This is a genomic window from Ramlibacter monticola, from assembly GCF_016722785.1.
GTDB lineage: Bacteria > Pseudomonadota > Gammaproteobacteria > Burkholderiales > Burkholderiaceae_C > Ramlibacter > Ramlibacter monticola.
The window spans coordinates 1-18,558 of the sequence record NZ_JAEQNE010000009.1 but is presented as its reverse complement, the minus strand read 5'-3'; the positions used below and the strand labels follow the sequence as shown (position 1 = coordinate 18,558).

General features: G+C 64.2%; 14 protein-coding genes. 6 read left to right on the top strand and 8 right to left on the bottom strand.

Going from position 1 to position 18,558, the window contains the following annotated elements; all coding sequences use genetic code 11:
- Positions 1 to 9 precede the first annotated feature (9 nt).
- A complete protein-coding gene (locus tag JJ685_RS26005) occupies positions 10 to 564 on the top strand; it encodes an adenine phosphoribosyltransferase (RefSeq protein WP_201677292.1) in 555 nt (184 codons plus the stop codon).
- 37 nt (positions 565 to 601) lie between these two features.
- Here JJ685_RS26005 and JJ685_RS26000 read toward each other — a convergent pair whose 3' ends face one another.
- The 7 genes from JJ685_RS26000 to rpmH all read right to left on the bottom strand — a co-directional run bounded on the left by JJ685_RS26000 (position 602) and on the right by rpmH (position 6,327).
- Positions 602 to 1,390, bottom strand: coding sequence for a hypothetical protein (locus tag JJ685_RS26000; RefSeq protein ID WP_201677291.1), 789 nt, complete (start codon positions 1,388 to 1,390; stop codon positions 602 to 604).
- A 158-nt stretch (positions 1,391 to 1,548) separates the two neighbouring features.
- The gene (locus JJ685_RS25995; protein WP_201677290.1) at positions 1,549 to 2,040 is read right to left on the bottom strand and encodes a cyclic nucleotide-binding domain-containing protein; all 492 of its coding nucleotides are present in this window, start codon (positions 2,038 to 2,040) and stop codon (positions 1,549 to 1,551) included.
- Positions 2,041 to 2,268: 228 nt separating this feature from the next.
- The gene (gene mnmE / locus JJ685_RS25990; RefSeq protein ID WP_201677289.1) at positions 2,269 to 3,633 is read right to left on the bottom strand and encodes a tRNA uridine-5-carboxymethylaminomethyl(34) synthesis GTPase MnmE; all 1,365 of its coding nucleotides are present in this window, start codon (positions 3,631 to 3,633) and stop codon (positions 2,269 to 2,271) included.
- Positions 3,634 to 3,751: 118 nt separating this feature from the next.
- Complete coding sequence (yidC, locus tag JJ685_RS25985; RefSeq protein ID WP_201677288.1) at positions 3,752 to 5,443, bottom strand: membrane protein insertase YidC; 1,692 nt, start codon at positions 5,441 to 5,443, stop codon at positions 3,752 to 3,754.
- Positions 5,440 to 5,700 (bottom strand): membrane protein insertion efficiency factor YidD, encoded by a 261-nt coding sequence (gene yidD, locus JJ685_RS25980; RefSeq protein ID WP_201677457.1) that lies wholly within the window; start codon positions 5,698 to 5,700, stop codon positions 5,440 to 5,442. Before yidD ends, yidC begins: the two co-directional genes overlap by 4 nt.
- Positions 5,701 to 5,702: 2 nt before the next feature.
- Positions 5,703 to 6,149: a ribonuclease P protein component gene (locus JJ685_RS25975; RefSeq protein ID WP_201677287.1), complete on the bottom strand. Its 447-nt coding sequence runs from the start codon at positions 6,147 to 6,149 to the stop codon at positions 5,703 to 5,705.
- Between the two features lie 43 nt (positions 6,150 to 6,192).
- On the bottom strand, positions 6,193 to 6,327 hold the full coding sequence (gene rpmH, locus JJ685_RS25970; protein ID WP_027101598.1) for a 50S ribosomal protein L34: 135 nt from the start codon (positions 6,325 to 6,327) through the stop codon (positions 6,193 to 6,195).
- Between the two features lie 184 nt (positions 6,328 to 6,511).
- Here rpmH and dnaA point away from each other — a divergent pair, with 184 nt between their 5' ends.
- The 5 genes from dnaA to JJ685_RS25945 all read left to right on the top strand — a co-directional run bounded on the left by dnaA (position 6,512) and on the right by JJ685_RS25945 (position 17,464).
- A complete protein-coding gene (dnaA, locus tag JJ685_RS25965; protein ID WP_201677286.1) occupies positions 6,512 to 7,927 on the top strand; it encodes a chromosomal replication initiator protein DnaA in 1,416 nt (471 codons plus the stop codon).
- Positions 7,928 to 8,194: 267 nt separating this feature from the next.
- A complete protein-coding gene (gene dnaN / locus JJ685_RS25960; RefSeq protein ID WP_201677285.1) occupies positions 8,195 to 9,301 on the top strand; it encodes a DNA polymerase III subunit beta in 1,107 nt (368 codons plus the stop codon).
- 161 nt (positions 9,302 to 9,462) lie between these two features.
- The gene (gene gyrB, locus JJ685_RS25955; protein WP_201677284.1) at positions 9,463 to 12,075 is read left to right on the top strand and encodes a DNA topoisomerase (ATP-hydrolyzing) subunit B; all 2,613 of its coding nucleotides are present in this window, start codon (positions 9,463 to 9,465) and stop codon (positions 12,073 to 12,075) included.
- Positions 12,076 to 12,461: 386 nt separating this feature from the next.
- Positions 12,462 to 15,191, top strand: a complete 2,730-nt coding sequence (locus JJ685_RS25950; protein WP_201677283.1) for an McrB family protein — start codon at positions 12,462 to 12,464, stop codon at positions 15,189 to 15,191.
- Positions 15,192 to 15,193: 2 nt separating this feature from the next.
- Positions 15,194 to 17,464, top strand: coding sequence for a DUF2357 domain-containing protein (locus JJ685_RS25945; protein ID WP_201677282.1), 2,271 nt, complete (start codon positions 15,194 to 15,196; stop codon positions 17,462 to 17,464).
- Between the two features lie 6 nt (positions 17,465 to 17,470).
- On the opposite strand, the gene JJ685_RS25940 is transcribed toward JJ685_RS25945, so the two are convergent.
- Complete coding sequence (locus JJ685_RS25940) at positions 17,471 to 18,115, bottom strand: class I SAM-dependent methyltransferase (protein WP_201677281.1); 645 nt, start codon at positions 18,113 to 18,115, stop codon at positions 17,471 to 17,473.
- Positions 18,116 to 18,558: the final 443 nt, after the last annotated feature.

Genomic DNA, 18,558 nt, shown 5'->3' with positions numbered 1-18,558 from the left:
AAAGTCGAGATGCAAGAGATTCCGTTCGGCGTCGGGGACTACCTGCGCAGCCACATCCGCACCGTGCCCGACTGGCCGGCTCCCGGCGTGCAGTTCCGCGACATCACGCCGCTGCTGCAGGACCCCAAGGTCTTCCGGGTCCTGATCGACGCCTTCGTGCACCGCTACATGGACCGCCGCCCGGACGTGGTTGCCGGCCTCGACGCGCGCGGCTTCATCCTCGGCTCCGTGATCGCCTACGAGCTGGGGGTGGGCTTCGTGCCGATCCGCAAGAAGGGCAAGCTGCCGTTCACGACGGTGGAAGAGACCTACGAGCTCGAATACGGCAGTGCGACGGTGGAACTGCACACGGACGCCGTCAAGCCGGGACAGCGCGTGCTGCTGATCGACGACCTGATCGCCACCGGCGGCACGATGATGGCCGGCAAGAAGCTGCTGGAGAAACTGGGGGGCACGGTGATCGAAGGGGCGGCCATCGTGGACCTGCCGGAGCTGGGAGGCTCGGTGCGGCTGCGCGAAGGCGGGCTGGACCTGTTCACGCTGGTGCACTTCGCGGGGCACTGATCGTCGTCATTCACGCGCAGGCGGGAATGACGCGTGATCAACGCAGCGCGCCGTACTGCGTCGCGCTCAGCTGCGCCCCCGGCGCGTCGTCCGCCACCATCTCGGTGTCTTCGAATCCGGTCAGCAGCGTGTAGTTCTGGTGCGCCGCGCCGCGGCCCGCGTTCGCCACGGCCAGTGCGCGCTCGCCGCGCAGGCCGGCATTCAGCGCCTTCTGGAAGGCCGCCACTTCGTCGGCCTGCAGGGGATCGACCGGCGCCGGGCGGGAAACCGCCTGCAGCGGGGCGGGACGCGAGATGCTCTCCAGCGGCGCGGGGCGCGAATGCGGGCGGCGCTGCGGCGGCTCCGCCATCAGCGGGGCCGGCTGCGACACCGAGCCGACGCGCGGATCGCCGACCGAGACGTGCTCGCTGGCGCGCCAGTACACCGCCGTGACGAGGATGTCGTACTTGGCCCGCGCCGACTGGGCGACGGTCGCCTCGATCTCCGCCATGCGCGAGGACTCGCTCACGGCGCCGCGCATCAGGTCCACCATCACCATGTACTGCTTGCCGTGCGGGTCGAGCGACAGCACCTTGAACTTGTAGCTGGAGGACAGCACGCCGGCGCGCACCATGGCCTCGCGCACCACCGCGTACAGGTGCTCCCGGTTCGCGCTGCGTTCGTGCTTGCGCTCCGACGAGCGCCCGTGCGAGGCGTGGTGGGCCGCCTGCGCGCCGTTCACCGGCTTGGTGGAGTCCAGGCGCGAGAACGACGAACTCGGGAGGCCGCTCGGCCTCGCGTCGTGCTTGCTTTTCCGGCCCGAAGAGAACCAGCTGAAGAGGGACATGGGTACTTCCTGCGCGCTGCCTGGGGGTTGATCGGGGCGCCGCGATCCCAGTTTAGGGACAGTGCGCGACGCATTTCAGGGGTTTTGCCACGCCGCCACACGCGTGCGGGCGTTCCGGGACGAGCGTCGCGGTGCGCCGGACAGGCGGCACGTGCCGCTCAGGTGACCGCCACCCGTTTGGGCCGGTTGGCCAGCCGCCGCGACACCAGCGAGCCGAGCGCCATCGCGAGCTCCAGCGCGAGCGCGGGCTGCCGGTTGGAGAGCTCGGTGAAGCGGATCGGCGACAGCGACCACAGCTTGCACGCACTGGCGGCCTGCACGGTCGCATTGCGCGGGTTGCGGGTGAAGAAGGCGCCTTCCCCCACGGCGGACCCGCCTTCCACGCTGGCCAGCCGCAGCCGTTTCTTGTCGTCCTCGTAGTGCACCGTGAGCGCGCCCGATTCCACGATGTACACGGTGCGGTCGGTCGCGTTCTGCTCGATGAGGACCTGCCCCTGCCGCACGGCGAAGGGCTGCAGGTAGGAGCCGAGGATTTCCCACTGGGTGGGATTGAGCTGGGGGCGGAAGGCATCTGCGGTCTGGTTGCGGCCGATGGCCTGCACCAGGCCCTGCACGTCGAATTTGACCGGAGTCGGAAGAGGCGCATTCATGCCGGCAAGTTAAACGGAGCCCGGTGTGCCGAACAAGCGCTGTTACCTGCAAATTACACGAGATACGGTGCCTTTCTTCGCGGGTAACGCCCCTCTGTGGTTTGCGCGGACGGGCGGTGCGCGGGAGGGAACGAGCGGTGGCGGCGTCAGGAATAACAGGATCCGGCAGGCCGGGCCCCTCGATCTTCGGACGGCGGCCAGGCCTCGATAGCCGATGCACGTCGTGGGCTACTTGCCGATGCAGAAGCGGCTGAAGATCACTCCCAGCAGATCGTCGGCGCTGAACTCCCCGGTGATCTCCGACAGCGCGTTCTGCGCCAGCCGCAGTTCTTCCGCCAGCAGGTCGAGCGCCTGCGCTTCCCGCGCGAGGTGGGCGGCGGCCTCCATGAGATGCGCGTCGACGCGGCGCAGGGCGTGCAGGTGGCGTTCGCGGGCGATGAAGACGCCCTCGGGGGCGGACTGCCAGCCGGCGAGTTCGAGGAGTTTCCTGCGCAAGGCATCGAGGCCTGCGCCGGTTTTCGCGGAGAGCTGGATGCCCGCGTGCGCGGGAACGACGGGCATGGCATCGCTCTTGTTCCACACATCCACCACCGGCACATCCGTCGGCAGCTTCGCCGCGATCGCTTCATCCGCAGCGCGGTACTCCCCGGACGCCGCGCGCGTCAGGTCGTGGAGGAACACCACCGCGTCGGCCTTCTCGATCTGGCCCCAGGCGCGCTCGATGCCGATCTGCTCCACCTGGTCCGCGCCTTCGCGCAGGCCGGCGGTGTCGACCACGTGCAGCGGCACGCCCTCGATCTGGATCGTCTGCCGCACCACGTCGCGCGTGGTGCCGGGGATCGGCGTCACGATGGCGAGCTCCGCGCCCGCCAGCGCATTGAGCAGAGAGCTCTTGCCGGCGTTCGGCTGCCCCGCGATCACCACGTTGATGCCTTCGCGCAGCAGCGCGCCCTGGTGCGCGCGCTGCATCACGCGCGCGAGCCTGGCCTGCAGCCGGTCCAGCTGGCCCTGCGCGTCAGCCTTCTGCAGGAAGTCGATCTCCTCCTCGGGGAAGTCGAGGGTGGCCTCGACCAGCATGCGCAGGTCGATCAGCGCATCGCGCAGGGCGTGGATCTCGCGCGAGAACTCGCCGGCCAGCGAGCGCGTCGCGCTGCGGGCCGCCGCCTCGGTGCTGGCGTCGATCAGGTCGGCGATGGCCTCGGCCTGCGCGAGATCGAGCTTGCCATTGAGGAAGGCGCGGCGCGTGAACTCGCCAGGCTCGGCGACGCGCAGCTGCATCGCGGCACCGGCTTCGAGGCAGCGCGCCAGCAGCAGCTGCAGCACCACCGGCCCGCCGTGCGCCTGCAGTTCCAGCACGTCCTCGCCGGTGTAGGAATGCGGCGCGGGGAAGTGGATCGCGAGGCCCTGGTCGATGGCGCTGCCGTCGCCGGCGCGGAAGGGCAGGTAGGTGGCCTCGCGCGGCCGCAGGGCGCGGCCGCAGACGGCTGCGATCACCGCCTGCACGTCCTTCGCCGAGACCCGCACGATGCCCACCGCGCCGCGGCCGGGGGCGGTGGCGATGGCGGCGATGGGCTGGTCGAGGCGGGAGAGCATGGGGCGATTGTCCTCGCCCTCCGTCCTCTCCGCGGAGGCGGGGATCCAGGGCGTTTGAAAAGGAAAGGGCCGCGAAGCGGCCCTTTCTGGATCCCCCGCCTGCGCGGGGATGACGGAGTTACCGGAACTTCGGCAGGTTGAACTCCGGCGGCACCCCCATCCGCGTGTTGATCAGCCACTGCTGCGCGATCGACAGGATGTTGTTCGTGATCCAGTACAGCACCAGGCCGGCCGGGAAGAAGAAGAACATCACCGAGAAGATGAGCGGCATGAACCACATCATCTTGGCCTGCATCGGGTCCGGCGGGACCGGGTTCAGCGCGGTCTGCAGCAGCGTCGACAGCGTCATCACCACCGGCAGGATGAAGTAGGGGTCCTTCTGCGACAGGTCGTGGATCCAGCCGATCCAGGGCGCGCCGCGCATCTCCACCGAGGACAGCAGCACCCAGTACAGCGCGATGAACACCGGGATCTGGATGAAGATCGGCAGGCAGCCGCCCAGCGGGTTGACCTTCTCCTCGCGGTAGATGCGCATCATCTCCTGCTGCATCTGCTGCGGGTTGTCCTTGTAGCGCTCGCGCAGGGCCATCACCTTCGGGTTGATGGCCTTCATCTTGGCCATGCTCTCGTAGCCCTTGGCCTGCAGCCAGTAGAAGGCGATCTTGATGATCAGCACCAGGGCCATGATGGACCAGCCCCAGTTGCGGATGAAGTCGTGCAGCTTGGAGAGCAGCCAGTACAGCGGCTTGGCCAGGATGGTCAGCCAGCCGTAGTCCTTCACCAGGTCCAGGCCGGGGTAGATCTTCTCCAGCGTCTTTTCTTCCTGCGGGCCGGCGAAGAAGCGCGCGTCCACGGTCTGCGCCGCCCCGGGGGCGATGGCGGGCAGCGAGGTGATCATGCCGGCCGCATACAGGTTGTTGTCCACCTTGCGCATGAACAGGTCGCGCTTGAGGCCGTCCGGCAGGAGCCAGGCGCTGGCGAAGTAGTGCTGCACCATCGCCACGTAGCCGTCGCCGGAGGCCTTCTCGAAATCGGCCTTGCCCTTCTCGATGTCGCTGAACTCCACCTTCTGGAACTTCTTCTCGTGCGTGTAGACCGCCGGGCCGGTGAAGGTGGAATAGAAGGACGACTCGCCCGGCAGCTTGTTGCCGTCGCGCACGAGCTGCAGGTACAGCTGCGGCGACACCGGCGCGCTGCCGGCGTTGATCACCTCGTGCTTCACCTCGACGTCATAGGCACCGCGCTTGAACCGGTAGGTCTTGGCCAGCTTCACGCCGCCCTGCACCGGCGACTCGAAGCGGATGGACAGGTCGTTCTGGCCGTCGCGCAGCGTGCGTTCGCCCGGCACCGCGGCCATCACCGTCTTGTGCGTCGGGAAGTCGCCGCCGATCAGGCCCGACTGCGCCACGTACACGCGGTCCGGCCCCTGGTCCAGCAGCACGAAGGGGATGCCCGGCTTGTCGCCCGCGAGCTTCGGGTAGTCCGTGTGCACGATGGTCGCGCCCTCGGGATCGAAGACGACTTCCATCATGTCGGTCTTCACCGTGATGCGCTCGCGCGACGCGGCCGGGGACGCCCCGGGCACCGCGCCCGGCACCACGGCGCTGGCCGTGGCCGGCACCGCGGAGGGGCCCGCGGGCGCCGGCGTGGGCACCGCGCTGGCCGCGCCCTTGGGCGCGGTCGCGCTCTGCTTCGGCGGCGAGGGGAAGAAGGTCGCCGGCTTGCCGTTGAAGACCTGCCACTGGTCCCACAGCATGACGAGGGAGAAGCCGAAGATCACCCAGAGGATGGTGCGGCGGATGTCGGTCATGGAAGTTTCTTCTGATGGAGGAACGCGAAGATTCGTGGCTTCGCTTGCGGGACGGGATCGTGCCCGCCGGCGCACCAGGGATGGCAGCGCGCGATGCGGGTGACCGTGAGATAAGCGCCCGCGGCCGCGCCATGCTCCTGCAGGGCCTGCAGGGCATAGGCGGAACAGGTCGGCGTGAAGCGGCAGGCCGAGCCGATCCACGGCGACAGCGTGAGGCGGTAGGCCTTCACGATGCCGACCAGGATGCGCTGGGCGATGTTCATGCCGCTACCCGCTCGAACAACTGCAGCAGTTCGCGCCGCACCGAGGCCTTCAGTGCGTCGGACCAGGCGCTGGGGAATTCCGCGCGGGCGAAGTCCATCCGCAGCCGCACCACGTGGGCGGCTGCGGGCAGGCGCGAGGCGTAGGACGCGCTCACGGCGTAGATCTGGCGCCGGATGCCGTTGCGGGTGACCGCCCGTTTCGCCCAGCGCTTCGGCACGACCGCACCGACCCAGGGCTCTTCGCGCACCGGGAACAGCGGCCTGGCGCGGCCCGCCCCGGACACAGCAACGGCGCCTGCGGCGCCGGTGGTCGGACTGGGGGCCTCGGAGGGTTCGGACGGCGCGGCCAGCGGCGCGCGATGCAGCACGAAGTGCGGCGTCCGGGAGACGGTGCCACCTGCCATCGCTGCCTCGTACTGTGCCCGGGTCTTCAGCCGCTGCACGGTCGGCAGGCGCAGGCGCGCGCTTGCGATCGGACGCGGCCGATTAGACAGCCAGGCGCTTGCGCCCCTTGGCGCGGCGGGCGTTGATGACGGCGCGGCCGCCACGGGTCTTCATCCGGACGAGGAAGCCGTGGGTACGCGCGCGGCGCACTTTGGAAGGCTGGTAGGTGCGTTTCATGGTCGGTTCTCGGGAAAACCCGGCATTCTCGCAGAAAAGGCATTCCCCGGCAAACGAATTGGATGTCAAGTCCCTTCACGCTGGCTGTCGGGCCATGCAGATCGCCTTTGTGGATAAGGTGTAGACGCCCTAGAATGCGCCGTTTCGTGCGCGAAAACTAATCCACAGGAGCGACGGGGCAAAGATGAGCGAGGGGCAACACAGCAGGCTGGCGGCAACACCCAGCCTGGAAGCAGGCGACAGCCTTTGGCAGGCGTGTGTCGAGCAACTCGCGCAGGAGCTCCCCGAGCAGCAGTTCAACACCTGGATCAAGCCGCTGTCGGCCCAGGTCACCGACGATTTTTCGCGCGTCACGCTGTTCGTCGCCAACCGCTTCAAGCTCGACTGGATCCGCGCCCAGTATGCCGGCCGCATCAACGCCGTGCTGGAGAAGCTCTATGGCCAGCCGGTGCAACTCGAGTTAGCGATCACTCCTCGGGAAAACACCGTCAGGACTTATCCTGCGCCTTCCGTGGTGGCCGCCAACGCGCCCGTCGCGGAGCCCGCGGACATCGAGGAAGACCCTGCTTCCGCGGCCTTCAAGACCCGCCTGAACACGGCCCTGACCTTCGACAACCTGGTCGAAGGCACGGCCAACCGCATGGCCCGCGCGGCCGCCATGCACGTCGCCGGCACCCCCGGGCAGCTGTACAACCCGCTCTTCATCTACGGCGGCGTGGGCCTGGGAAAGACGCACCTGGTGCATGCAGTCGGTAACCGGTTGTTGGCCGATCGGCCGCAGGCGAAGGTGCTTTACATCCACGCGGAACAGTTCGTTTCCGACGTGGTGAAGGCGTACCAACGCAAGACCTTCGATGAATTCAAGGAGCGCTACCACTCCCTGGATCTCCTGTTGATAGATGACGTCCAGTTCTTCGCCAACAAGGACAGGACGCAGGAAGAGTTCTTCAACGCCTTCGAGGCCCTGCTGGCCAAGAAGAGCCACATCGTGATGACGTCGGACACCTATCCGAAGGGCCTGGCGGACATCCACGAGCGCCTGATCTCCCGCTTTGATTCCGGCCTCACGGTCGCGATCGAGCCGCCCGAGCTGGAGATGCGCGTGGCCATCCTGATCAACAAGGCCCGGCAGGAGAACGCCGAGATGCCCGAGGAAGTCGCCTTCTTCGTGGCCAAGAACGTGCGTTCCAACGTGCGGGAGCTGGAAGGCGCGCTGCGCAAGATCCTGGCCTATTCGCGCTTCAACCAGAAGGAGATCTCGATCCAGCTGGCGCGCGAGGCCCTGCGGGACCTGCTGTCGATCCAGAACCGGCAGATCAGCGTCGAGAACATCCAGAAGACGGTGGCCGACTACTACAAGATCAAGGTCGCCGACATGTACTCGAAGAAGCGCCCGGCCTCGATCGCCCGCCCGCGCCAGATCGCGATGTACCTGGCCAAGGAGCTGACCCAGAAGAGCCTGCCCGAGATCGGCGAGCTGTTCGGCGGCCGCGACCACACGACCGTGCTGCACGCCGTGCGCAAGATCTCGGCGGAGCGGCAGCAGCTGACGGAGTTGAACCAGCAGTTGCACGTGCTGGAGCAGACGCTGAAGGGATGATCCCGGCTGCCGTTCCCCGCGCGCCCCTCCTCGCCACCCCGGCGCATTCCTCCGTCACCCCCGCGCAGGCGGGGGCCCGGAGCGCGCGCGGCGAGCGAAGCGCCCGGAAGGCCCTGGATTCCCCCCGCGCGGGAATGACGCCGGGAGGGGCTGCGAACCGGCCGCCCCGCCCCCTGCCCAGCCAGCCTAAGCCCTTGTCAAAACAGGCGAAAATACGCTTTTTGGGGCTCCGCAGCGCCCCCTACTGAATCAGAAACAGAGGAAGACATGATTGTCCTGAAGGCAACGCAAGAAAAACTGCTCTCGGTGCTGCAGTCGGTGGCCGGCATCGTGGAGAAACGGCACACGTTGCCCATCCTCGCCAACGTGCTGCTGCGCAAGGCCGGCAAGGACGTGCAGTTCACCACCAGCGACCTCGAGATCCAGATCCGCACCAGCGCCGACATGGACGGCGATGCCGGGTCCTACACCACGACCATCGGCGCGCGCAAGCTGATCGACATCCTGCGCACCATGCCCGGCGACCAGACGGTGACGATCGAGTCGAACCAGAACAAGGTGATCCTCAAGGGCGGCAAGAGCCGCTTCACGCTGCAGACGCTGCCGGCCGAGGACTTCCCGTTGGTGCAGGAAGCCCCGAGCTTCGGCCCCGTGTTCGCCGTGCCGCAGAAGACACTGAAGGACCTGCTGAATCAGGTCTCCTTCGCGATGGCGGTGCACGACATCCGCTACTACCTCAATGGCATCCTGTTCGTGGCCGAGGGCAGGCAGCTCTCTCTGGTGGCCACCGACGGCCACCGCCTCGCCTACGCCAGCGCCACGCTCGACGTCGACGTGCCCCGCCAGGAAGTGATCCTGCCGCGCAAGACGGTGCTGGAGCTGCAGCGCCTGCTGTCGGATGCCGAGGGCGCCATCGAGATGCAGTTCGCCAGCAACCAGGCGAAGTTCGCCTTCGGCGGCATGGAATTCGTGACCAAGCTGGTCGAGGGCAAGTTCCCTGACTACAACCGCGTGATCCCGAAGAACCACAAGAACTCCGTGACGCTCGGGCGCGCGCCGCTGCTGGCGAGCCTGCAGCGCACCGCGATCCTGACCAGCGAGAAGTTCAAGGGCGTGCGCCTCAACATCGAGAGCGGCACGCTGCGCGTGGCGAGCAACAACGCCGAGCAGGAAGAGGCGGTGGACGAACTGGACATCGACTACGCCGGCGACAACATCGAGATCGGCTTCAACGTCACCTACCTGATCGACGCGCTCGCGAACATGGACCAGGACATGGTGAAGATGGAACTGGCGGATGCGAACAGCAGCGCGCTGATCACGATCCCGGAGAACCAGAGCTTCAAGTACGTGGTGATGCCCATGCGCATCTGATCGCGGCGGCGAGACGCGCCGCCGCATCCCGTCACCCCCGCGAAGGCGGGGGCCCAGGGCTCCCGATGACCGCGCGCGGCGCGGTTTCCCCCGAACGCTCTGGATTCCCGCTTCGCGGGAATGACGATGAACGGGGATAGGACAGCAAGACAAAGCAGGTTATGGCCCAAGATCACACCCCCGCACTCCCGGACAACGGCGATTCCTCCAACGGCCAGCCGGCCGTTCCGCCGGAAGGTCTCGGAGACTACGGCGCCAGTTCCATCCAGATCCTGGAAGGCCTGGAAGCGGTGCGCAAGCGCCCGGGCATGTACATCGGCGACACCTCCGACGGCACGGGCCTGCATCACCTCGTCTTCGAGGTGGTCGACAACTCCATCGACGAGGCGCTGGCCGGCCACTGCGACGACATCGTCGTCACCATCCACACCGACAACTCGATCAGCGTCGTCGACAACGGCCGCGGCATCCCCACCGGCATCAAGTGGGACGACAAGCACGAGCCCAAGCGCAGCGCCACCGAGATCGCGCTGACCGAGCTGCACGCCGGCGGCAAGTTCAACCAGAACAGCTACAAGGTATCCGGAGGCCTGCACGGCGTGGGCGTGAGCTGCGTGAATGCGCTGTCGAAGATGCTGCGCGTGACCGTGCGGCGCGAAGGCAAGGTCCACGTGCTGGAGTTCTGCAGGGGCTTCGTCACGCTGAGCGGCGACGTGCACGAGGAAGCGGGCCCCAACGGCGAGACGGCGCTGATCCGCCCCATGCACATCCTGGGCGACACGGACAAGCGCGGCACCGAGGTGCACTTCCTGCCGGACACCGAGATCTTCAAGGAAAACTACGATTTCCACTACGAGATCCTGTCCAAGCGCCTGCGCGAGCTGAGCTTCCTGAACAACGGCGTGCGCATCCGCCTGCTCGACGAGCGCAGCGGCAAGGAAGACGACTTCGCCGGCGCCGGCGGCGTGAAGGGCTTCGTCGACTTCATCAACAAGGGCAAGCAGATCCTGCACCCCAATGCCTTCAACGCGATCGGCGAGAAGCAGAGCGACCAGGGCACGATGATCGGCGTGGAAGTCGCGATGCAGTGGAACAGCGGCTACAACGAACAGGTCCTCTGCTTCACCAACAACATCCCGCAGCGCGACGGCGGCACCCACCTGACGGGCCTGCGCGCGGCGATGACGCGCGTCATCAACAAGTACATCGAAGAGAACGATCTGGCCAAGAAGGCCAAGGTCGAGATCTCCGGCGACGACATGCGCGAGGGCCTGACCTGCGTACTGAGCGTGAAGGTGCCCGAGCCCAAGTTCTCGAGCCAGACCAAGGACAAGCTGGTGTCGAGCGAGGTGCGCGGCCCGGTGGAAGACGTGGTGGCCAGCAAGCTGAACGACTTCCTGCAGGAGCGGCCCAACGATGCCAAGATCATCGTCGGCAAGATCGTGGAAGCCGCGCGCGCCCGCGAGGCGGCTCGCAAGGCGCGCGAGATGACGCGGCGCAAGGGCGTGCTCGATGGCATGGGCTTGCCGGGCAAGCTGGCGGATTGCCAGGAGAAGGATCCGGCGCTGTGCGAGATCTACATCGTGGAGGGCGACTCCGCCGGGGGAAGCGCCAAGCAGGGGCGGGACCGGAAGTTCCAGGCGATCCTGCCGCTGCGGGGCAAGATCCTGAACGTGGAGAAGGCGCGGTACGAGAAGCTGCTGACGTCGAATGAGATCGTCACGCTGATCACGGCGCTGGGCACCGGGATCGGCAAGGCGGCGGTTGAATCAGGCAAGAGCGGCGTGGACGACTTCGACGTGGCGAAGCTGCGCTATCACCGCATCATCATCATGACCGACGCGGACGTGGACGGTGCGCACATCCGGACGCTGCTGCTGACGTTCTTCTATCGGCAGATGCCGGAGTTGGTGGAGCGGGGGCACATCTATATCGCGCAGCCGCCGCTTTACAAGGTGAAGGCGGGCAAGGAGGAGCTGTACCTGAAGGATGGCTCCGAGCTCGATGGGTTCCTGCTGCGGATTGCGCTGCTGGGGGCGAAGGTGGAGACGGGTGGGGTTACGCCGACGACCCTGCAGGGTGACACGCTGGCCGAACTGGCTCGCAAGCACCAGGCTGCGGAGCGCGTGATCGAGCGGCTGTCCGGGTTCATGGATGCGGAAGCGCTTCGCGCGATTGCGGATGGCGTGTCGCTGAACCTGGATACGGTGACCGAAGCCGAGGCGAGTGCGGTCAAGCTGCAGGCGAAGCTGCAGGAGATCGACAAGCTGACGAATGCCGCGCCGGCGGAAGTGGCGGGGGAGTTCGACGCCCGGACCGACAAGCCGATCCTGCGCATTTCGCGTCGCCACCACGGCAACATCAAGTCCTCTGTCATCACGCAGGACTTCGTGCACGGGGCGGACTACAAGGCGTTGGCCGAAGCTGCGGAGACCTTCCGCGGGTTGCTGGGGGATGGCGCGATCGTGAAGCGCGGCGAGGGCGAGCGGGCGAAGGAAGAGAAGGTTGGGGACTTCCGGTCGGCGATGAAGTGGCTGATTGGCGAGGCCGAGCGGTCGACTGCGCGTCAGCGCTACAAGGGGCTGGGTGAGATGAATCCCGAGCAGTTATGGGAGACGACGATGGATCCCACTGTGCGGCGCCTGCTGCGTGTGCAGATCGAGGATGCGATCGAGGCGGATAAGGTCTTCACCATGCTGATGGGGGATGAGGTGGAGCCGCGGAGGGATTTCATCGAGACCAACGCCCTGCGGGCGGCGAACATAGACGTGTAGTTTGAGTTTGGGTTTTGCAGCGGCTCATACTGGGGCTGCTAGATGCCGGTCATCGATTACGACCTCCCCCAGGTAGAAGGAAGCTAGTCCCGTCACGCCACCGCCGTCGGGAAGCAAGGTCGCGCCCATGATCTCTCCCTCCGTGGTCAAACTGTCTAATGTGGTGAAGACGAAATCGGGGCTCCGCGCGGCTCCATTTTGCAAAGTCCCCAAGCAACATTAGCAGTAGACACTGCTGCCGCATACCGGGCTCGGTCGGAAGTCCGCATCTAACCCGCAGTAGTCTTGGCTTTCTTGCCGTAAGGCACATAGGTAGTGCATCATCTGCCGCCCTGAGGCGCTTCATTCCGCTTTGGCGGATATGCTCCGCATGTGGAGGTACGGAGATGAGCCGCTTTTGTGGGGATGTCGACGCTGAACCGGTACTTTCGGCCGCAGCGCACTGGAAGAAGAGCTGCCTCTTGAGCGATGGGTCGGCGCTGTCCGGCCAAGCTCTTTGGACGCCGGCATGCATTGAGGAAATCGACAAGTACTTCGTTCAGCGTCCAGACGAGGGTGCAGGCAACTTCCAGGACAAGCTGGAGCAGCAATTAGCGCCCGTCTCGCCGGAGGCAAAGATGCTCGCGGCTGAAATGATGTGGGCAATGTACCTGTGCCCGAGCAGCCTAACCGCCAGCCACAAGAGAGAAACCGTCCAAACATTATGGGCGCGATCTGGCAAACCCCTTCCATCTTCATCGGAGCAGTGGCTGTCGGACGCCGTTCTAAGCGGAGTCGGCAGCGCGGGCCCAGGATTCAATCAGAACCAGTGGCGCGAGCTGGCGTTCTGCGTAGCGTTCGCGTCCAGGTTGAAGGCGGAGCCGGAGCAGAGGCGTCAGGCTCTCCTGAACGACCCCTGGAAATTTGACGAGTGGATTACGCAGCTGCCGGACGGGAAAGCGCGGCAACTGCGGCATATGGTTTTGTATCTTCTCTTCCCCGATGAATTTGAACGCATCTTCGGGAAGACCGACAGGAGGGCTGTCCTGCGGCACTACACCGGGCGACCCAACCGAGAGATAGACAAGCTCTCTCCCGACGCGATCGACCGCGAACTGCAGAACATCCGTACCCGACTTGAGCAGCAGCACGGAACAACCCAACTCGACTACTACATACAGCCTCTCCGGGACGAATGGCGCGTCGACACTTTTTCGGCGGCGACAGAAGAAGTGACCCCCGCGAATGTGCTCGCAGCATTGGAAGAGATTGACCGAGATGGCGTGCCCGCGAGCGCGGCGTCAATGGCGTACGACTTAGTCTACAAGGCAAAGCGATATCCGCCCAAATATGTTCTATCGCTGGCGGTCAAGCACGCAACTGGGGAGCCACTGGATCGCGAGCAGTTCTCTGGCGGCGAGAAGTCTCCCGCGTTCCGGCTACTACGTCGCCTAGGCTTCAATATCCTCTTGAAGGATGACACTGCGGCCGGCGACGGGGGTGAAAGCCCCATCGCAGCACTCATGGACGGCTTCCTCGCACAAGCCCGTGAAGGCACGGACCTTTCGACACAAGGCTACCCTGGCGAATATCGCGGATTGCAGGTGAAGGTTAGCTTCGGCAAAGGGAATTTCGCGCGGATTCCTTGGATTGCGTTTCTTGCCGAAGGTCAAACAGTACCTCTGGGCATCTACCCGGTCCTCCTCTACTACAAGGCGCAGGAGCAGCTCTTACTTTGCTACGGTGTCAGTGAGGAAAACCGCCCAAAGGCGGCTTGGGAAGAGTCCCACATGAACAGGACCGTTGAACAGTGGTTTCGGGAGCGCGGCCTTGGTCGCCCAGATCGCTACGGATCCTCCTACGTCGCTGCAGCTTGGGATACATCCAAGCACCTCCCACTGCCGGAGCTGGAAGCCGCTCTGGACGGAGTCATTGACGAATATCATCGAACGCTGAAGGGAACATCCCCCGACGATGCAGAGAAGCTGGCGGTCAAGGTTGATATCCAAGCCGCCATCAATAGCTTTTCAGCCGCGCTCCGGGCGGCGCGGGTCGACTTCGGAACGCGCCATAACGAACTCGCCGCGGCATTCGTGTGCAGCCTCCTAGCGAAACCGTTCGTGATCCTCACAGGACTTTCCGGGTCCGGCAAGACACAGATTGCCGTTCGCTTTGGGGAGTGGTTAGGGGAGGGCCGGCTGCATGTGGCCGCCGTACGTCCGGACTGGACGGGCTCAGAGGCTCTATTTGGGTACGAGGACGCACTCCGCCCAAAGAGTGCCGATGGACGCGCTGCATGGGTCGTGCCGGCTCCACTGGCATTCATCCTGAGGGCGTATGAAGACCCAGACCATCCCTATCTGCTCGTGCTTGACGAAATGAACCTTGCTCACGTCGAACGGTATTTCGCTGATGTTCTGTCTGGAATGGAGAGCGGGCTTGATTGCCTGCCCAACTTGGAACTTGACGCGGGGACCTGGCGCATGAAGAAGGGCCTCGAGACGAGCATCCCTTTTCCGCCCAATCTCTACATAGTCGGCACCGTCAACGTGGACGAGACCACGTACATGTTTTCACCCAAAGTCCTCGACCGGGCGAACACGTTTGAGTTCCGAGTTTCAACACAAGACCTGGTGGCGCAGCGACACAAGCCAACGAATGCACAACCGGGCGAGATGGAGCTTGTACGCGGCCTTCTCGAGCTTTCGCGTTCCGGATCCGATGCGCCAGAGGAGCCCCTGAACGCGCTCGCAGCTCGCCTCCGGACATTACACGCCTTTCTCTCTCGGCACCATTTCGAGTTCGGCCACCGCGTGTTTCAGGAGGCGCTTCGATTCGGAGGGTTTGGGCTAGCAGCCGGCTTCCCGGACGTCAATTCAATCCTCGATCGAATCGTCATGCAGAAAGTTCTACCGCGTCTGCACGGATCGCGCCGCCGTTTGGAACTGCCGCTTCTTGGTCTGGCGCGCTTCTGCACGCAGCTCCCGGAGGTGATCGAATCCGACAAGGAACTCTCATCCATGTTGGAGGCGCTGACAGGCTCCAACGGGCCTGCGCAGCTCCCAATCTCGTATGACAAAGTGCGCCGGATGCTGTACGCCCTCCAAGTGAATCAGTTCGCGAGCTACACGGAGTAGGCGTGCAAGCGCAGGAGTCCGTCACGGTTCTGTGCCAAGCCAGCGACAACGCTCCTGTGCTTCGGGTGTACAGGTTGCCGAAGAGGAGGGATGCAAAGACGCCGGAACTCTGGGCTGCAGCGAACGTCGTCTGCTCAGATCCGGGAGTTCCAGCCTTTGAGGTTGTCGAGGGAAGCGAATACCGTTTTGAGTGGAAGTCCGTTCCTGGCAATCACCCCAGCACCACGGAACCTCAGGAACTCTTTGAGGTCGACGACGAGACAGGAAGAACAGGCCGACTCCGACCCCACCTTTCTACCGGCACCGTGGACGCCTCGCTCTTCGTCCGCGGCGAGCCTCTCGCGGCCTTCTCGTTCGAAGTCCGCTCCAAGAAAATCGACTACAAGTCGGAGTATCGCTGGATGCTGCGCGATGTCGCTGAGCATATGACCGAGTTGGTCATGCAGCGCTTCGCGGCTTCGCGCATGGCTTTCGAGGTCGACGAGCGACGCGACGCTGCGACACTGTATGAGCAGTTTGAGTTCCTGCGGGCAGCACTGCAGGGCGACAGACTACGCCAGGCGTTTGCTCGAATTGCGCTGACGCCGCATGTAAGCTGGGAAATCGCATCGGAGCTTGTGCCGGCATCTCGCGGGGTGCGGCCGACCTCTGACTCCTGGAAGCAACTCGCGCGTGGAGGCGGGCTGCGTGTCCCGATCGGTCACCTTGCTGGACTGAGCTCCGTACCTGAAAAGATTATCTCGACGCGGACTGAGCAAACACTAGACACGATTCCGAATCGCTTTATTCTCTACGCACTGGAGCACTGGCAAGGGTTGCTCTGGCGACTCGCAGACGCGCTTGCAACGAAGGGCGACAACGTCGTCATCCTCCGAGCACGTCGTGAGGTACGCGACGTGGCCGAGCACCTCAGCGAGCTTCTTGACGCCCCGCTCTTTCGAGGAGTAGGTCGGCTAGAACAGTTTCCCTCCACTAATCAGGTTCTGCAGAAGCGCGAAGGATACAGAGACTTCTACAGAACCTTCATCGAGGTCGAGCTCGCGGCCATGCTGACCTGGCACAAGCGAGACGCAAGGTATCGGGCAGGGCAGCGCGACGTAGCCGAGCTCTATGAATTCTGGGCGTTTCTTCAGATTGCCGAAATCGTTGGCGACCTAATCGGGAAGCCGTTCCTTCTCGCACCATTGCTGAAGGCCTCGCCAGATGGGCTGGCAATCAACCTACGAAGCGGACAGGAGAGCGTCCTTCACGGCGAGCTGGCTCGAGATGGCCGCTGGCTGCATATTGCCCTCCACTTCAACAGAACGTTTAACTCCAGTTCGCCGGAGCGCCCGTCTTGGACGCGTCCTATGCGCCCGGACATCACGCTGAGCATCACACGTTCAGATTCCTTTACACCAGACCCAGAGCCGACGCACATCCACTTTGATGCCAAGTACAGGGTTCAGGCGTTGGAGCAAATCTTTGGCGCTTCCACAGACGTAGACGCCGAGGCCGCTACAACTACCGGCAGTTCCACAGGTTCAGTGAGGCGCGAGGACCTGTTGAAGATGCACGCCTACAGGGACGCAATCCGGCGAACTGCTGGCGCCTATGTCTTGTACCCAGGCTCCGGTGGTGAGTCTCGGGAGTTCCGCGAATACCACGAGCTCTTGCCGGGACTCGGAGCATTTGTGCTGCGCCCAACTCAGGACGGAGTGGCGTCCGGGGCCAACGCAGTTCGCAGCTTTATTGACCGTGTGCTAAATCAAGCCGCACTCCGCTTTACACAGCACGAGCGGAGCACCTTGTGGAAAGCAGAGGTCTACGGCCCCGAACGTACACACCCCCTTTATGTGGAACCGCCTGCCAAGGCTTCTGTCCTTCTTGGGTTTCTCAAGAGCGAAGAGCACTGGAACTGGGTGCGCCAAACCCGCACCTACAATGTGCGAGCACAGCCTCGGTCTGGTGGTGTTCCGAAGGACGCAGGGCTTCTCCAGAGCCAACTACTCCTGCTTTACTGCCCCGCGAGTGGCCGAGTCGAACTACTTCGGATCGTGGGGGAGGCTGAGATCGCTTCAGCCGAAGCTATGACTCGAACTGGTTACCCTGACCCGGAGGGCAACTACTGGTGCGTACAAGTATCTCTTCTTGGCGGTGGGGAGTGGGTTAAGGATCTCACAGCAAGCGCTCTAGACGAGCATGTTATCGCCACAACCCAATTGCGCGGAGCTCCGACTCTGGTGAACTGGGAGACCGTCTGCTCGCTTAAGCGGGCCGGCAGTTCCCCATAGCCAAAGTCAAAATCTCTTGACGCCCTTCTCTGTGGCTCCGCCAGCAACTGGCTTGCGCGGCGAAGCCGGTGATTTGAGGACTATGGCATTGAGCCATTCCTCATCTCGTCTGGGGAGTACGTCCTTGGTTCGCCACATTTGTAGCCGGTCCACGTCCGGAATGTGCGCGAGCCAACCTCGAATGCGGCCCTCGCTGGCGTCCGTGAACGTGCGGCCCTGCTTGGATTGCTCCCCCTCGCCGTGCTTAAAGCTCACATACAACGCACCGCCCGGCTTCAGCGCTCTCCACAGGCTCGCGAGCGTTCGCGGCATGTCGGATGTGGATACGTGTAGGAGGCTCGCGCAACACCAGATTCCGTCGTAGACCTCAACTTCGTCCACTTCGTCGAAGGCTCGAACCTGGACAGAGAAACCGCAGTAGCCCGTAGCGAGTTGGGCAAGCGCGGATGAAGCATCGAACGCCGTGACCCGGAAACCTTGCTCGCTGAATGCTTTGGCATCTCGACCAGACCCGCATCCAGCGTCCAAAACATGTCCGCCGGTGCGAACGTGTGCCAGAAACCTCGAACGGAGCGAGGACAAGTCTACCGAGACCGTCGTTGAGAAGAAGCTATTTGCGTTTGCTTCGTAGTAGCTCGAGTTTGTATTCATTCCGTGGCAACCGCAATGAAGGCCGCATCGCCCTTCCGACTACGCGCGCATCCTTTTGACGCGCGATGGCACTCTCAAGGACGCAATGGCGAACATCAATCGGCGCTGCCCCAAGCTCCGCGGTCCACTGGTGGGACTTTCAAGGGATACGTTGCTCGCGTTGCGGCCACATAGACCAGACGCGCCCGACGTCCTCATTCTCCTCTGGCATTTCTCCAACCGCAAGCAACGCCACTCCACCTCGCTCGCGTGTCGTCATGGTCTTGACGGTGTTAGCTCTTCTGGCGCCCGCAGCCTTCGGCTTGCAATCACTCCATGTCCCCGGATGGCCACCTCAAATTCCTCCACCTGTGGCCGGGTCAAATTCCTCCAGGCCAGGACGGGGGGATTTTCGTCTTTTCTTCCTTGACGGCTGTTCGGCAAGCGAAGCGCGTCAGGCCGGA

What these genes read in the sequence shown, in the direction of transcription:
- JJ685_RS26005 (WP_201677292.1), top strand. Translation starts at nt 10, where the DNA reads ATGCAAGAGATTCCGTTCGGCGTCGGGGACTACCTGCGCAGCCACATC.
- JJ685_RS26000 (WP_201677291.1), bottom strand. Translation starts at nt 1,390, where the DNA reads ATGTCCCTCTTCAGCTGGTTCTCTTCGGGCCGGAAAAGCAAGCACGAC.
- JJ685_RS25995 (WP_201677290.1), bottom strand. Translation starts at nt 2,040, where the DNA reads ATGAATGCGCCTCTTCCGACTCCGGTCAAATTCGACGTGCAGGGCCTG.
- mnmE (WP_201677289.1), bottom strand. Translation starts at nt 3,633, where the DNA reads ATGCTCTCCCGCCTCGACCAGCCCATCGCCGCCATCGCCACCGCCCCC.
- yidC (WP_201677288.1), bottom strand. Translation starts at nt 5,443, where the DNA reads ATGACCGACATCCGCCGCACCATCCTCTGGGTGATCTTCGGCTTCTCC.
- rpmH (WP_027101598.1), bottom strand. Translation starts at nt 6,327, where the DNA reads ATGAAACGCACCTACCAGCCTTCCAAAGTGCGCCGCGCGCGTACCCAC.
- dnaA (WP_201677286.1), top strand. Translation starts at nt 6,512, where the DNA reads ATGAGCGAGGGGCAACACAGCAGGCTGGCGGCAACACCCAGCCTGGAA.
- dnaN (WP_201677285.1), top strand. Translation starts at nt 8,195, where the DNA reads ATGATTGTCCTGAAGGCAACGCAAGAAAAACTGCTCTCGGTGCTGCAG.
- gyrB (WP_201677284.1), top strand. Translation starts at nt 9,463, where the DNA reads ATGGCCCAAGATCACACCCCCGCACTCCCGGACAACGGCGATTCCTCC.
- JJ685_RS25950 (WP_201677283.1), top strand. Translation starts at nt 12,462, where the DNA reads ATGAGCCGCTTTTGTGGGGATGTCGACGCTGAACCGGTACTTTCGGCC.
- JJ685_RS25940 (WP_201677281.1), bottom strand. Translation starts at nt 18,115, where the DNA reads ATGAATACAAACTCGAGCTACTACGAAGCAAACGCAAATAGCTTCTTC.